Source organism: Commensalibacter sp. A3DC, assembly GCF_047307945.1.
Classification (GTDB): Bacteria; Pseudomonadota; Alphaproteobacteria; order Acetobacterales; family Acetobacteraceae; genus Commensalibacter; species Commensalibacter melissae.
Genome location: NZ_JAXOQA010000013.1, coordinates 1 through 12,781, shown reverse-complemented (window position 1 = coordinate 12,781; position 12,781 = coordinate 1). Strand labels below are relative to the sequence as shown.

The window sequence follows — 12,781 nt, the reverse complement described above, 5'->3', positions numbered from 1 at the left end:
TTACGTAAAAAGACCAAAGTTCAAATAAAACAGGAACTTTTATTACGTCCATACAGCTTCAGGGTTGATAGGCATACTATTATTAGGGGGGATTGTTTAACGGTTTTGCAAAAAATGAAAGACCGTTCCGTAGATGTTTTTATTACCTCTCCTCCATATAACCTTGGTATAGTCTATAGCGCTTATCAGGATAAAAAGGGAGAGGCAGAATATCTCGATTGGCTTGAAAAAATCTGTTTTGAAATTAAAAGAGTCATGAAGGATGATGCTTCGTTTTTTTTGAATATTGCCGGATCATCATCAAATCCTTGGTTGCCATTTGAACTGATTGTCCGATTGAGAAAAATTTTCATATTGCAAAATCACATAGAATGGGTGAAGTCTATTTCAATAGGTGAGGAAAGTTACGGTCATTTCAAACCTGTAGTCAGCAAACGATTTCTGCATCGCAATCATGAATATATATTCCATTTGACGAAAACTGGAATCGTGCAGTTAAATCGTCTCAATGTAGGGGTTCCATATAAGGATAAGTCCAATATTGCTAGACGATCTCATACGTATGATTTACGTTGTCGAGGTGATGTATGGTTTATTCCCTATGACACGATTAGAAAAAAATCGGAAAAATTCAATCATCCTGGAACTTTTCCAATTGCGTTGCCCCAAATGTGTCTAAGGTTGCATGGAAGAAAAAATCCAGTTGTAGTGGATCCGTTTATGGGTACAGGAACTACTTTATTGGCAGCTCATTATGAAGGGGGAAGGGCCATAGGAATGGATATTGATAAAAATTATGTAAAAATTGCCAAAGAAAGGTTGGAAAAAGCGGTATTGACCAAATAAAAGATAAATTCTGATTTATTATTAATTCAAAACTTGATATTTTTTTTGAAATTCTAAAGATTTATAAAAATTCTAGGTTATGTATTGTTTGGAAAACAGTGGATGAAAAAACTTATTTTAATGCTTCTGGTGGTTTTTGCCATCGTTTATGGAGGGGTTGTTACGTATTTAACCCGTTATGATCATTCTACAGCTCCTAGTTTGTCAGATAGTTCACCATTGCGTCACGATAAAATGGCGATGGATGCTTTTAATGTTTTAAGGGAAGCCCGTTGTGATTACTGTCATACGCAAAAAGTGGATATGCCTTTCTATTTCAAGATACCTGTGGCAAATCAGTTGATGCAAAGTGATCGCACAAAGGGACTGGAAAATTTTCATCTTGAACCCGTTCTTGATTCGATGAATAAAGGCGAGCCAGTTGATAATGTTTCCCTGTCTCGTATAGAATTCGTAATGCAACGAAATCTAATGCCGCCATCACTGTATTTGTTAATGCACTGGCATGCACGTCTTTCAGCTGAGCAACGGGATACCGTGATTAAATGGATAAAGCGTGAACGTAGACAAAATTACGCAACATCAGGTGTGGCAGAACAATTTGCTGATGAACCCATTCAACCTATTCCTGAATCTTTAGAGGTCGATGTCAAAAAGGTTGCCCTGGGAGAAAAACTGTTTTTCGAAAAACGTTTGTCTGGTGACAATACCCTTACCTGTGCTTCATGCCATGATCTGAAAAAGGGCGGGGTGGATAATCTTGTAACAGCAACCGGGATTAATGGTCAAAAAGGTCCTATCAATGTACCCACCGTATATAATTCTGTATTCAATCACACTCAGTTTTGGGACGGAAGAGCCAGCGATCTGATGGCACAGGCTGCAGGACCCGTAATGAACCCGATTGAAATGGGATCAAAAAAATGGGAGGAAGTTGCTGACAAATTACGTAAAGACCCTTCATATGAAAAAGATTTCATGAATGTCTATAACAGCCCCGTAATTGACCAGAAAACAATAACAGAAGCGATTGCAGAATATGAAAAAACCTTGATTACTCCAGACAGTACCTTTGATATGTATTTGAAGGGTATAGATAGTGCGATTAGTGAACGGGCTAAACATGGGTATCAAGTTTTTAAGAATATCGGTTGCGCAAGTTGCCATAATGGAGTCGGTGTTGGTGGAGCATCTTTTGCCAAAATGGGACTGCAACGTGATTTTTTCCAGGATCGTCTAAACAAAGCCTTGACAAATGCGGATTTTGGCCGATTTAATTTTACACATGATCAAAATGATCGTTTCTTCTTTAAGATTCCCTTATTACGCAATATTGCCTTGACCGCGCCTTATTTTCATGATGGCAGTGCGAAAACCCTAAAAGAGGCTGTAATTGAAATGGTTAAATATCAAACTCCTGATCATCAAATTCCAGATCAGGATGTTGATGATATTGTAGAATTCCTGAAATCATTAACAGGAAAATATCAAGGTCAATCTATTGATAAAATGAATCCATAATTTCAAGCTAGTTTATTTGTTTAACCTTTCACCTGTTAAAACGGGTGAAAGGTTTTTTTGTTGTGATAAGATAAAGGGTAAATGAAAGAGGATTATTTTGAAAAAAAGACAGCTTAGTAAAGAGGAACGAATATTATGGGATAATTTTACATATTCAATTAAAAAATCTGCAAAACGGGATAAATTAATATATATAAAAAATGATCTTGATTCATTTTTCATGTCTCAAAAACAAACGAATAAAAATAATTTCAAACAGACGAACAATATTAAGAAAATAGTGCTGAATGAAAATTCCTTGTTCATACAGCATTATAAACTTTTTAAAGCTCATAAGAATCAATTAGATAATAAAAATGATTCTTTCATGGCAATTGGACAGAAACAACCCGGACTGGATAAAAATACCTGGAAGAAGTTTCAGAATGGCGGGTTAAAATCGCAATGGAGATTAGATTTACACGGTTTTACAGCACATCATGCATTTTTAGCCTTGGAAAATTTTATTTTAAATGCCTATAGACAACAAATAAGATGTATCGAAATTATAACAGGTGTTGGAAATCTATCCCAAGGTGGTGGTATACTCAAAAGAGAATTACCTCATTGGTTAAATCGTCCTTATATACATTCAATGATACTTGCAACTTCCTATGTGTCTGCCACGAATAATGGAGCGGTTAGAATTCTACTGAAAAAAAGGCGTTAGAATTTTTTTCAATTTTCCCATTGGGAAATTTTCAATGACAACCAGCGTCTCAATGCTAAAGTTGCTGTAGCAGAGGGGATCAATTTTGAAAAATTATCAATTGTTTTTAAACTATTTTGAGTGACAATATTGTTGGCATGTACAATTGATTGAAAATAAGGATTATCAGTGATTTTTTCGAAATTCAAACGCCATTTTGTAACAAGCGCTGAAGGGGTCAGCATGGGCAAGAAAACGGCAAAATTAATTCTGGCTGCAAGGGCAAGGGTTTGCCATATTTCAAATAATGTGTTGCCTGTGCGATAATGGGGCAATTTCGTGTAGAGACTGGAAAAAGAAGGGCTATAAGAGGATTCCTGATCAAATGAAAAAAAGATATGAAATCCCTCGGCCAACAATTTTGGCAGTTCTGCAAACCCCTCAGGGGAATCTATCTGTAATATATCTATTGTTCGGTTACGTAATGCTTCAATTCCAGTTGATAACGTTGTAATTCCGATTACGGGTTTAGTACTGATTTGTAAAAGTTCAATTCCCAATAATGTTGGAAGTTCTTTTCCAATAAGGGTGGAGACTCCCACTTTCATTGTTCTATTCTTTAAAAGATCAGGAATAGAGTTGTGAAAAGGTTGTCTCGATATGACAATAATTGGAGTGATGGTTGAAAATACAGGTATCCAATGTTGATAATCAAAATGAACACGCGGATCAGCGGCCAAGGCTGCGATAATGGCAGATCCAGAAGTTATCAATGCGATCGAGCCGTCTTGGGTTAATCTTGTATCGAATAAATTTGATGCTGTTACACTATCATAACCAGTTGTGAATTGCAGAGATAACAAAGGGTTACTCTCGATATTCTGTTTAAATAAATCTGCTAGTGTGCTGGAAAATTGACCTATTCGACTTTCTTTTGTACCACCCACGATAAGTGAATAGTCATCTTTACCATCTTTAGTAGGGTCAACCGTTGATAAAACTTCATTAGCCTTAATAGGCAATGAGGGTAGAGCTGTTGTCATACCTGTCAGAGATAAAAATTTAAGTAGATGTCGTCTGGATATCGATAAAGACATGAAGGATTGCTTTATAGAAAATTATTTTTTTAAGAGGAAAAAACAAGTAAATCATTAATAAAAAACATGACTGGTTTTATTTTACATGGAATTGTAGCAATATAAAGGCGAAATTGTTATTTATTATACTATTTATAATTTTTTAGAATTTGTATGCTTTTTATTGAGTAAGTTAATGGCATGGGTGATCTGAATTTATCCCAGAATGGGCAAAGAAAAAAAACTGTTAGGAACAAACAGTCTTTTAAATTATGGCTGGACAAACGTTTTCCCTTTTTTTCGGTAATTCAGAAAGAATACATTCAGTTTCCAATGCCTAAGAATTTGAATATTTGGTGGACATTTGGTGCTGCCTTAACTGTTATTTTATTCTTGATGTTACTGACGGGGATTTTTTTAACTTTATATTATACGGCTTTGCCTTATCATGCTTTTCTATCAATAGAGATGATTGAAAGAAGGGTGCCAAGCGGCTGGTTAATTAGATCCATTCATATGGCAGGATCAAATTTGTTTCTGGCTTTTCTATATTTGCATTTGTTTAGGGGATTATATTACGGTTCTTATAAATCACCAAGAGAGCTGGTCTGGTGTTCGGGGATGATTTTGACAGTTTCTGTAATGATAACGGCTTTTGCTGGATATATATTGCCATGGGGGCAAATGTCTTACTGGGCTGCTAATGTAGTTATTCAAGCGATTTCATCCATTCCAATCATAGGACAAAATTTGTCCGGTTGGTTGATGGGTGGGGAAATACCAAACGCACTGACATTACATCGTTACTATACAATTCATTTTGTTATGGCGTTTGTAATCTGTTTTATCGTTTTTCTTCATATCATTTGCATGCATCATGTAAAATCCAATAATCCTGAAGGAATCGATATTACATCAAAAAAGAATGTTCTTCCTTTCTTTCCTTATTTTGTGGCAAAAGATGGGCTGGTTCTAGGCGTTTCCGGATTAATAATGGTTATTTTGATTTTTTTTGAACCAGGGTTGTTGACGAATAGTGAAAATTATATTCCAGCCAATCCACTGGAAACTCCAGCATCCATTGCTCCAGAATGGTATTTCCTACCTTTTTATGGAATTTTACAAATAATACCATATAAATTTGGGGGAATGGTTTTATCAGCAGGAACGATTTTTCTTCTATTCTTGGTTCCGTGGCTGGACTCATCACCTGTTAAATCGGCACGATACAGACCTATTTACCGTATATCATTGATTATTTTGGTTATTGCTTTCGTAATGTTGGGTATTGTAGGAAAATTTCATACATTTAACTCACTTATATGGATGGGACGTCTTTCATTATTGTATTATTATTGCCATTTTTTAGTGATTTTACCCTTATCGGCCCGTTTTGAAATTCGATGTAAATTACATGATTCTTCATTATGTGATAATAAATAGGACGCGATTTATGGGCATGGTTAAGAAGATTGTTCTAGGTTTTTTCTTAAATATCCTGATTTTTATAACGGCAATGATGACAATCTGGGCAGCGGATAAAAATCAATTAATTAAAAATCATGAAATTACTATACCGCATTATGAGTGGAGCTTTAAAGGTTCATTAGGATATTTTGACAATGCGAGTGTGCAAAGGGGTTATCAGGTTTATAGACAAAAATGTGCCTCATGTCACTCCATCAATGTGATGCGTTATGCTGATTTGCAGCAAATGGGATTGACTCTTGAGCATATTGATAAAATTGCCCATAGGGATCAGGTCATGGATGGCAAGGATAATCAAGGGCAGGATTATTACCGTTCAGCCAATGTAACTGATTATTTAAAAAAACCGTACTTTAATGATAATATTGCGAAAACAGCCAATAACGGTAAAATACCGCCGGATTTTTCACGTTACATGATGATCAGAAAAAACGGGGCCGATTATGTGATGGCTCTATTATTGGGTTATGAAACTGCACCATCAGGTTTTCATTTTGACAATAAAGCCTCATATTATAATCTTTATGCACCGCATCACCAGATAGGGATGAAACCTCCTTTGACTGATGGAGATATTCATTATGAAGATGGCACGCCAGCAACTGTTGAACAACAAGCAAGAGATGTTGTCATTTTTCTGAATTGGGCTGCACATCCCCATTTGACAGAACGTCATCGTATGGGAATAATGCTTTTTCTTTATATGATTTTTATCGTTATTCTTGTATTTCTTATTAATCGTAAAGTGTGGTCAAATGTCAATAAATAGTCATACTCATGATAAGCCAGTCATTGGGGTTATCGGTGGTTCGGGATTATATAATATTTCAGGTTTGAGTGATCAGCAGTGGGTGGAAGTTGATACGCCTTGGGGCAAGCCATCCGATCAGTTATTAAAAGGCACACTTGATGGTGTTTCATGTGTATTCTTACCGAGACATGGTCGGGGCCATGTATATTCTCCAACAGATGTGAATTATCGGGCGAATATTGCAGCGATGAAAAAACTAGGTGTTACGGATCTTGTTTCTGTTTCTGCTGTCGGTTCCCTGAAAGAGGAATTGTCCCCAGGTACATTTGTTGTGGTGGATCAATTAATTGACCGTTCACGTTTACGAACCAAAAGTTTTTTTGAAAAGGGATTGGTTGCCCATGTATCTCTGGCTGATCCATTTTGTCCTAAATTGAGTCAGATGCTGTATGAACAGGCAAAACAATCAGAAATCAAAGTTGTCAAGGGGGGAACCTATCTTGTTATGGAAGGCCCCCAGTTTTCAACACGGGCGGAAAGTCAGCTTTATCGTTCATGGGGTGCGTCGGTTATTGGTATGACCAATATGCCAGAGGCAGCTTTGGCGCGAGAGGCAGAAATCTGTTATGCGACAATTGCTATGGTTACCGATTATGATTGTTGGCATGAGGAACATGATGCGGTTAGCGTTGAAGCTGTTGTCAGAATACTGAAGCAAAATGCCAGACATGCCAGCTCTTTGGTTGAGAAATTTATTCCAGCTTTAGGGAAAAGACCTCAGGGGAACAGTGAATGTCAATGTAAACATGCCCTGGATTATGCATTGATAACGGCACCGGAAAAACGTGATCCTGTTTTGGTTGAACGTTTAAAAACGATTGCTGGTCGGGTTTTATAATTTCATTTTTTAAATCTACTCTGATCAATTTTTATAAACCAGAGTAGAGCTTGGATTATTTTGCAACGGGATAATCCGTATAACCTTCTTTTCCCTGACTGAACCAGGTTTTGCTATCAGATGGTTTTAGGGGGATATCATTTTTAATTTTGTGAACAAGGTCGGGATTGGAAATAAATGGTCGGCCGAATGAAACGGCATCCGCCTCATTGTTCTTGATAATTTTTTGAGCAGAGTGCCCATTATAGGAACCATTAATAACAAAATTTCCCTTAAAATTTTTCCTCATTGCGGGAGCGATAGGGGGATAGAAATCCTGATCTGTAAGGGTTGACATGACGAAATTGTCTTCACCTGGTCGTGGTTCCCTCACTTCCAAAAAATTAATATTTTCTTTACTTAAAGCCTTTGAGGCGGCAATAAATAATGGTTCGGGATTACTGTCATGAACGCCTTGAATTTCCTCATTTGGTGAAAGTCTAACTGATGTTCTGTCTGATCCCACTGTTTTGCAGACATTATGTGTTATTTCAATTAGTAGCCTGATTCTATTTTCAATACTTCCGCCGTACTCATCCGTTCTAAAATTGCAATTGTCTCTTAAAAATTCATCAATCAAATATCCATTGGCGGCATGTATTTGTACACCGTCAAATCCCGCTTCCATGGCATGATTTGCAGCTTTTATATAATCATTGATTAATCGGGGAATTTCCTCTTTGGGTAATGCACGCGCTTTTTCATACGGCTTTTTTCCTTCATATGTGTGTGCATATCTTGGAGCTGTGGTTGCTGATGCGGAAATAGGAGAAGGGTAAAATGATGGATGTACGGTTCGACCCATATGCCATAACTGACAAATAATATGCCCCCCCTCATCATGAACAGCCTGGGTTATAGGTTTCCATGCCTCAACTTGCTGTTTATTCCATATGCCTGGAGCATATGCCCATCCCAATCCCTCTTGTGAAATTCCTGTTCCTTCTGAAATGATCAGACCTGCAGAGGCTCTTTGGCGATAATATTCTATCATTAAAGAAGTTGGAATATGATCCTTTGTGGCCCGTCCCCGGGTTAAGGGTGCCATGATGATACGGTTAGATGCTTTTATTGCGCCCAATTGAATAGAGTCAAATAAAGTAACCATTTAATTTTTCCAATGTTATTATCTTGTTAAGTCAGTTTTATCTATTGACGTAAGCAAATGAACATAATGATATTATCATTAAAGATACGGGAAGGCTATTCGTTCATTATTTTACTTGAAGTCAATATAGCCTTTTTCATCCTGAGTATACCAAGTGGACGAATCATGTGGGACAAAGGGTTTGCCCGTTTTAATTTTTTCGACCAAATCCGGATTGGAAATGAAAGGACGGCCAAAAGAAACTGCATCGGCTTGTCCCGCTTTAACAATTTTTTGGGCTAGTTGACCATTATACGTTCCATTAATAACGAAATTACCCTTGAAATTTTCCCGCATAGAAGGAAAAATCGGTGGATGATAGTCAGCTTCTGTCAAATCTTTCTCCACATAATTATCTTTATTGCCGATTTGTGGTTCCCTGACTTCCAGGAAATTAATTTTTTCTCTACTCAACGCTTGGCTGGCAGCGATAAAAAGACTTTTGGCATTACTGTCAAATACACCCTGTACACGTTCATTTGGAGAAAGACGCACAGATGTTCGATCTGAACCCACCTCATGGCAAACCCTTTGCGTAATCTCGATTAGTAGACGTAGGCGATTTTCAATTGAACCGCCATATTCATCTTGACGGAAATTACTGCTGTCACGTAAAAATTCATCAATCAGGTAGCCATTTGCGGCATGAATCTGGACACCATCAAAACCAGAGTTCATCGCATTTTGTGCCGCTTTGGCATAATCATTGAGTAATCTTGGAATTTCATCAACAGGTAAAGCCCTTGCCTGAACATAGGGTTTCTTCCCATCATAAGTATGTGCATGACTTGGCGCTGTGGTTGCTGATGCAGAAATGGGAGATGGATAAAATGAAGAATGAACTGTGCGTCCCATATGCCACAATTGGCAAATAATTTTACCGCCTTCATCATGAACAGCCCGGGTTATGGGTTTCCAAGCTTCAACCTGTTCCTTATTCCATATACCAGGAGCGTAGGGAAATCCCATTCCCTCTTGTGAAATTCCTGTACCCTCGGAAATGATCAAGCCAGCTGTTGCCCTTTGACGATAATATTCAATCATCATAGGGGTGGGAATGTGATCTTTTGTCGCTCTTGAACGTGACATAGGAGCCATGATGATACGGTTGGAAGCTTTTATTGCGCCCAACTGAATGGGATCAAATAGAATAGGCATAGTGGTAAACCTCACTAATAATTATATTTTTAAAAAATAGTAGACCGGTCGTCTATTAATCTATGAAAAATTAAATATTATTGTCAAGAAGAAAGTTTGTGAAATGGAGAGCGATAGTAAATGCTGTAGACCGTTTTTGTATTTTCACCATTAAACTTGCCCCCAACCATTGTTGATATAGTTGTTGAGCTATAAAAAAATTGTCAGCCTGATTGTGAATGGAATTATCTTTTTGGCCTATGGCAATAATTTGTGCGATAAGGGATAATATCCGGTCGGTTCCTCTACAGAATGCCTTACGCATCGGTTCGGAATAATCCGTCACCTCAGAACTTAATTTAACGATAAGACAATGTCCCTCAAAATTATTGTCGCATTGTGAAAATTGCCATTTTTCCCAATATTTAAGTAGACGATCTTTTCCTGAAAGTGAAGAAGACTTAAGTAAGGACTGAAGAGCCATTATATAATTGTCAATATAGTGATCAATGACCTGAACGCCGTAATCTTCCTTGGAATTGAAATAATAATAGAATGAGCCTTTGGGAATATTTGCTTGTTTGAGAATTTCAGCTAAACCAACATTTGTAAAACCTTGGCTTGCAAAAAATTCCTGACCAATTTTCAAAAGAAGATTTTTTTTATTTTTAGCATTCATAAGACGATATGAGGTTACGGAAAAAGAGATTTAAGTCTGAAAGCACGTTATGTTATGTGATAAAATCTTTTGTAAGCAACTTACTTAATAAGTATTATTCTTTAAAATATATTGTAATTATACACAATAAATCAATCGATAAAATTTAAGTAACTTATATCTGTGCATAGGAATTAAATTTAGTTGACATTGTACATGATTATGGTTACCTTAAAACCAAATATAAGTGGCAATAATGCCACTGTAATATTTGGAGTAACGCGGCAAAAACGCGCGTAGTTAAAACCCATAATGCTGCTTTGATTAAGGGCATTATATAGAAATTATGGAGCGATCCAAATGACGAATTTTCGTCCATTACATGACCGTGTAGTCGTTCGTCGGCTAAACAGCGAAGAAAAAACTGTCGGTGGAATTATCATTCCAGATACAGCAAAAGAAAAACCTCAAGAAGGCGAAGTCATTGCCGTAGGTCCGGGAGCTCGTAATGAGCAGGGACAAATTGTTCCTCTGGATGTTAAAAAAGGTGATAAAGTTTTATTCGGTAAATGGTCTGGGACCGAAGTCAAATTAAATGGCGAAGAGCTTTTGATTATGAAAGAAAGCGATATTATGGGAATTGTAGGTTAATCCGCAATTTTTTCATTAGCTTTTGATTTTGACTTTTTTTTTAAGAATTTCTTGTAGGAGATTAAGATTATGGCAGCCAAAGATGTAAGATTTGGTGCTGATGCACGTCAACGTATGTTACGTGGTGTTGATATTCTGGCTGATGCAGTTAAGGTAACCTTGGGTCCAAAAGGACGTAACGTTGTTCTTGATAAAAGCTTTGGTGCGCCCCGTATTACCAAGGACGGTGTATCTGTTGCAAAAGAAATCGAGCTTGCTGACAAGTTTGAGAATATGGGCGCCCAGATGGTTCGCGAGGTTGCTTCAAAAACCAATGATGTTGCCGGTGACGGAACAACAACCGCCACAGTTTTAGCTCAAGCGATTGTTCGTGAGGGGTTAAAATCGGTTGCTGCCGGTATGAATCCTATGGATCTGAAACGCGGGATTGATAAGGCGGTTTCAATCGTTGTTGAAGAATTGAAGGCAAAAACAAAGAAAATTTCTACCCAATCCGAAATTGCTCAGGTTGGAACCATTTCTGCAAATGGTGAAAAAGAAATTGGTGATATGATCAGCAAAGCCATGGAAAAAGTTGGCAAAGAGGGCGTTATCACTGTTGAGGAAGCCAAAGGGTTGCAAACAGAACTCGACGTTGTTGAGGGAATGCAATTTGATCGTGGTTATATTTCTCCATATTTCGTTACAAACGCAGAAAAAATGACCGCTGATCTTGATAATCCTTTAATCTTGATCCATGAAAAGAAGCTTTCATCTTTACAGCCAATGTTGCCTTTGTTGGAAAGTGTTGTTCAAAGCGGTCGTCCGTTGTTGATTATTGCTGAAGATGTTGATGGTGAGGCATTGGCAACCTTGGTTGTTAACAAGTTGCGTGGTGGCTTAAAAATTGCTGCTGTGAAAGCGCCTGGTTTTGGTGATCGTCGCAAGGCAATGCTTGAAGATATTGCCATTTTAACCGGTGGTCAGGTTGTAAGTGAAGATATCGGCATTAAACTTGAAAACGTTACAATTAAAATGCTTGGTAACGCTAAAAAAGTTCATATCGATAAGGAAAACACAACAATCGTTGAAGGTACTGGTGACGTTGATCAAATCAAGGGACGTTGTAACCAAATCCGTGCTCAGATTGAAGAGACAACCTCAGATTATGATCGTGAGAAATTACAGGAACGTCTTGCTAAATTAGCAGGTGGTGTTGCTGTTATCCGCGTTGGTGGATCTACAGAGGTGGAAGTTAAGGAACGTCGTGATCGTGTGGATGATGCTCTTCATGCAACTCGTGCAGCAGTTGAGGAAGGTATTGTTCCAGGTGGTGGTACCGCATTGGCACGTGCATCCTTAAGACTTTCCAATCATACTCACGAAAATGATGATCAACGTGTTGGTGTTGATATTGTTCGCAAGGCATTGCAAACCCCATTACGCCAAATTGTTGAAAATGCTGGTGAAGACGGTGCGGTTATCGCTGGTAAAGTTCTTGAAAATGACTCATATAATTTCGGTTTTGATGCTCAGGTTGGAGAATATAAGGATCTCGTTCAGGCCGGTATCATTGATCCGACAAAGGTTGTTCGTAGCGCTTTACAAGATGCGGCTTCTGTAGCCGGTCTGTTGATTACAACTGAAGCGATGGTTGCAGAACGTCCAGAGAAAAAAGCTCCTGAAATGCCTGCAGGTATGGGTGGCATGGGCGGTATGGGTGGAATGGATTTCTAATTTCTCCCTTATTGCACAAAGGATAATAACTAAATAATTATCTTATCCTGAAAGGTTACTGCCAATAATGGCAGTAACCTTTTTATATATGTGAATATTTGGTCACAATTATGAAGTAGTAATTATTAAATTAACCATATTAAATAGTCTTGAATAATATTGTAA

12 protein-coding genes are annotated in these 12,781 nt (G+C 37.7%); 8 read left to right on the top strand and 4 right to left on the bottom strand.

What is annotated here, in order from left to right; genetic code table 11:
* The first annotated feature begins 24 nt into the window (after window positions 1–24).
* The 3 genes from U0839_RS02750 to U0839_RS02740 all read left to right on the top strand — a co-directional run bounded on the left by U0839_RS02750 (window position 25) and on the right by U0839_RS02740 (window position 3,076).
* Complete coding sequence (locus tag U0839_RS02750; RefSeq protein WP_347400635.1) at window positions 25–846, top strand: DNA-methyltransferase; 822 nt, start codon at window positions 25–27, stop codon at window positions 844–846.
* Between the two features lie 102 nt (window positions 847–948).
* Window positions 949–2,367, top strand: coding sequence for a cytochrome-c peroxidase (locus U0839_RS02745; protein ID WP_155565620.1), 1,419 nt, complete (start codon window positions 949–951; stop codon window positions 2,365–2,367).
* 220 nt (window positions 2,368–2,587) lie between these two features.
* Window positions 2,588–3,076: a Smr/MutS family protein gene (locus tag U0839_RS02740; protein ID WP_155565619.1), complete on the top strand. Its 489-nt coding sequence runs from the start codon at window positions 2,588–2,590 to the stop codon at window positions 3,074–3,076.
* Window positions 3,077–3,084: 8 nt separating this feature from the next.
* Here U0839_RS02740 and U0839_RS02735 read toward each other — a convergent pair whose 3' ends face one another.
* Complete coding sequence (locus U0839_RS02735) at window positions 3,085–4,152, bottom strand: hypothetical protein (RefSeq protein ID WP_110438204.1); 1,068 nt, start codon at window positions 4,150–4,152, stop codon at window positions 3,085–3,087.
* Window positions 4,153–4,332: 180 nt separating this feature from the next.
* Here U0839_RS02735 and U0839_RS02730 point away from each other — a divergent pair, with 180 nt between their 5' ends.
* From U0839_RS02730 to U0839_RS02720, 3 genes are read left to right on the top strand one after another with little or no spacing between them, the layout of a single operon-like run.
* Window positions 4,333–5,574, top strand: coding sequence for a cytochrome b (locus U0839_RS02730; RefSeq protein ID WP_155565618.1), 1,242 nt, complete (start codon window positions 4,333–4,335; stop codon window positions 5,572–5,574).
* Between the two features lie 16 nt (window positions 5,575–5,590).
* Window positions 5,591–6,388, top strand: coding sequence for a cytochrome c1 (locus tag U0839_RS02725; protein WP_196424857.1), 798 nt, complete (start codon window positions 5,591–5,593; stop codon window positions 6,386–6,388).
* A complete protein-coding gene (locus U0839_RS02720; RefSeq protein WP_413550024.1) occupies window positions 6,375–7,268 on the top strand; it encodes an S-methyl-5'-thioadenosine phosphorylase in 894 nt (297 codons plus the stop codon). The genes U0839_RS02725 and U0839_RS02720 overlap by 14 nt, the downstream gene beginning before the upstream one ends.
* Window positions 7,269–7,323: 55 nt before the next feature.
* Here U0839_RS02720 and U0839_RS02715 read toward each other — a convergent pair whose 3' ends face one another.
* The 3 genes from U0839_RS02715 to U0839_RS02705 all read right to left on the bottom strand — a co-directional run bounded on the left by U0839_RS02715 (window position 7,324) and on the right by U0839_RS02705 (window position 10,270).
* Entirely contained in the window at window positions 7,324–8,415 is a 1,092-nt protein-coding gene (locus U0839_RS02715; protein ID WP_155565615.1) for an alkene reductase, read from the bottom strand.
* A 111-nt stretch (window positions 8,416–8,526) separates the two neighbouring features.
* The gene (locus U0839_RS02710) at window positions 8,527–9,612 is read right to left on the bottom strand and encodes an alkene reductase (protein WP_413550023.1); all 1,086 of its coding nucleotides are present in this window, start codon (window positions 9,610–9,612) and stop codon (window positions 8,527–8,529) included.
* A gap of 70 nt (window positions 9,613–9,682) precedes the next feature.
* Window positions 9,683–10,270, bottom strand: a complete 588-nt coding sequence (locus tag U0839_RS02705; protein ID WP_122123737.1) for a TetR/AcrR family transcriptional regulator — start codon at window positions 10,268–10,270, stop codon at window positions 9,683–9,685.
* Between the two features lie 339 nt (window positions 10,271–10,609).
* On the opposite strand from U0839_RS02705, the gene groES reads away from it, so the two are divergent.
* Together groES and groL are read left to right on the top strand one after the other, a co-directional pair.
* Window positions 10,610–10,900 carry a co-chaperone GroES gene (gene groES, locus U0839_RS02700; protein ID WP_110438197.1) on the top strand — a complete coding sequence of 97 codons (291 nt, stop codon included), beginning with the start codon at window positions 10,610–10,612 and terminating at the stop codon, window positions 10,898–10,900.
* Window positions 10,901–10,969: 69 nt separating this feature from the next.
* Entirely contained in the window at window positions 10,970–12,616 is a 1,647-nt protein-coding gene (groL, locus tag U0839_RS02695) for a chaperonin GroEL (RefSeq protein WP_110438196.1), read from the top strand.
* Window positions 12,617–12,781 lie beyond the last annotated feature (165 nt).

What these genes read in the sequence shown, in the direction of transcription:
- U0839_RS02720 (WP_413550024.1), top strand. Translation starts at nt 6,375, where the DNA reads ATGTCAATAAATAGTCATACTCATGATAAGCCAGTCATTGGGGTTATC.
- U0839_RS02740 (WP_155565619.1), top strand. Translation starts at nt 2,588, where the DNA reads ATGTCTCAAAAACAAACGAATAAAAATAATTTCAAACAGACGAACAAT.
- groL (WP_110438196.1), top strand. Translation starts at nt 10,970, where the DNA reads ATGGCAGCCAAAGATGTAAGATTTGGTGCTGATGCACGTCAACGTATG.
- U0839_RS02730 (WP_155565618.1), top strand. Translation starts at nt 4,333, where the DNA reads ATGGGTGATCTGAATTTATCCCAGAATGGGCAAAGAAAAAAAACTGTT.
- U0839_RS02725 (WP_196424857.1), top strand. Translation starts at nt 5,591, where the DNA reads ATGGTTAAGAAGATTGTTCTAGGTTTTTTCTTAAATATCCTGATTTTT.
- U0839_RS02710 (WP_413550023.1), bottom strand. Translation starts at nt 9,612, where the DNA reads ATGCCTATTCTATTTGATCCCATTCAGTTGGGCGCAATAAAAGCTTCC.
- U0839_RS02745 (WP_155565620.1), top strand. Translation starts at nt 949, where the DNA reads ATGAAAAAACTTATTTTAATGCTTCTGGTGGTTTTTGCCATCGTTTAT.
- U0839_RS02735 (WP_110438204.1), bottom strand. Translation starts at nt 4,152, where the DNA reads ATGTCTTTATCGATATCCAGACGACATCTACTTAAATTTTTATCTCTG.
- U0839_RS02705 (WP_122123737.1), bottom strand. Translation starts at nt 10,270, where the DNA reads ATGAATGCTAAAAATAAAAAAAATCTTCTTTTGAAAATTGGTCAGGAA.
- U0839_RS02715 (WP_155565615.1), bottom strand. Translation starts at nt 8,415, where the DNA reads ATGGTTACTTTATTTGACTCTATTCAATTGGGCGCAATAAAAGCATCT.
- groES (WP_110438197.1), top strand. Translation starts at nt 10,610, where the DNA reads ATGACGAATTTTCGTCCATTACATGACCGTGTAGTCGTTCGTCGGCTA.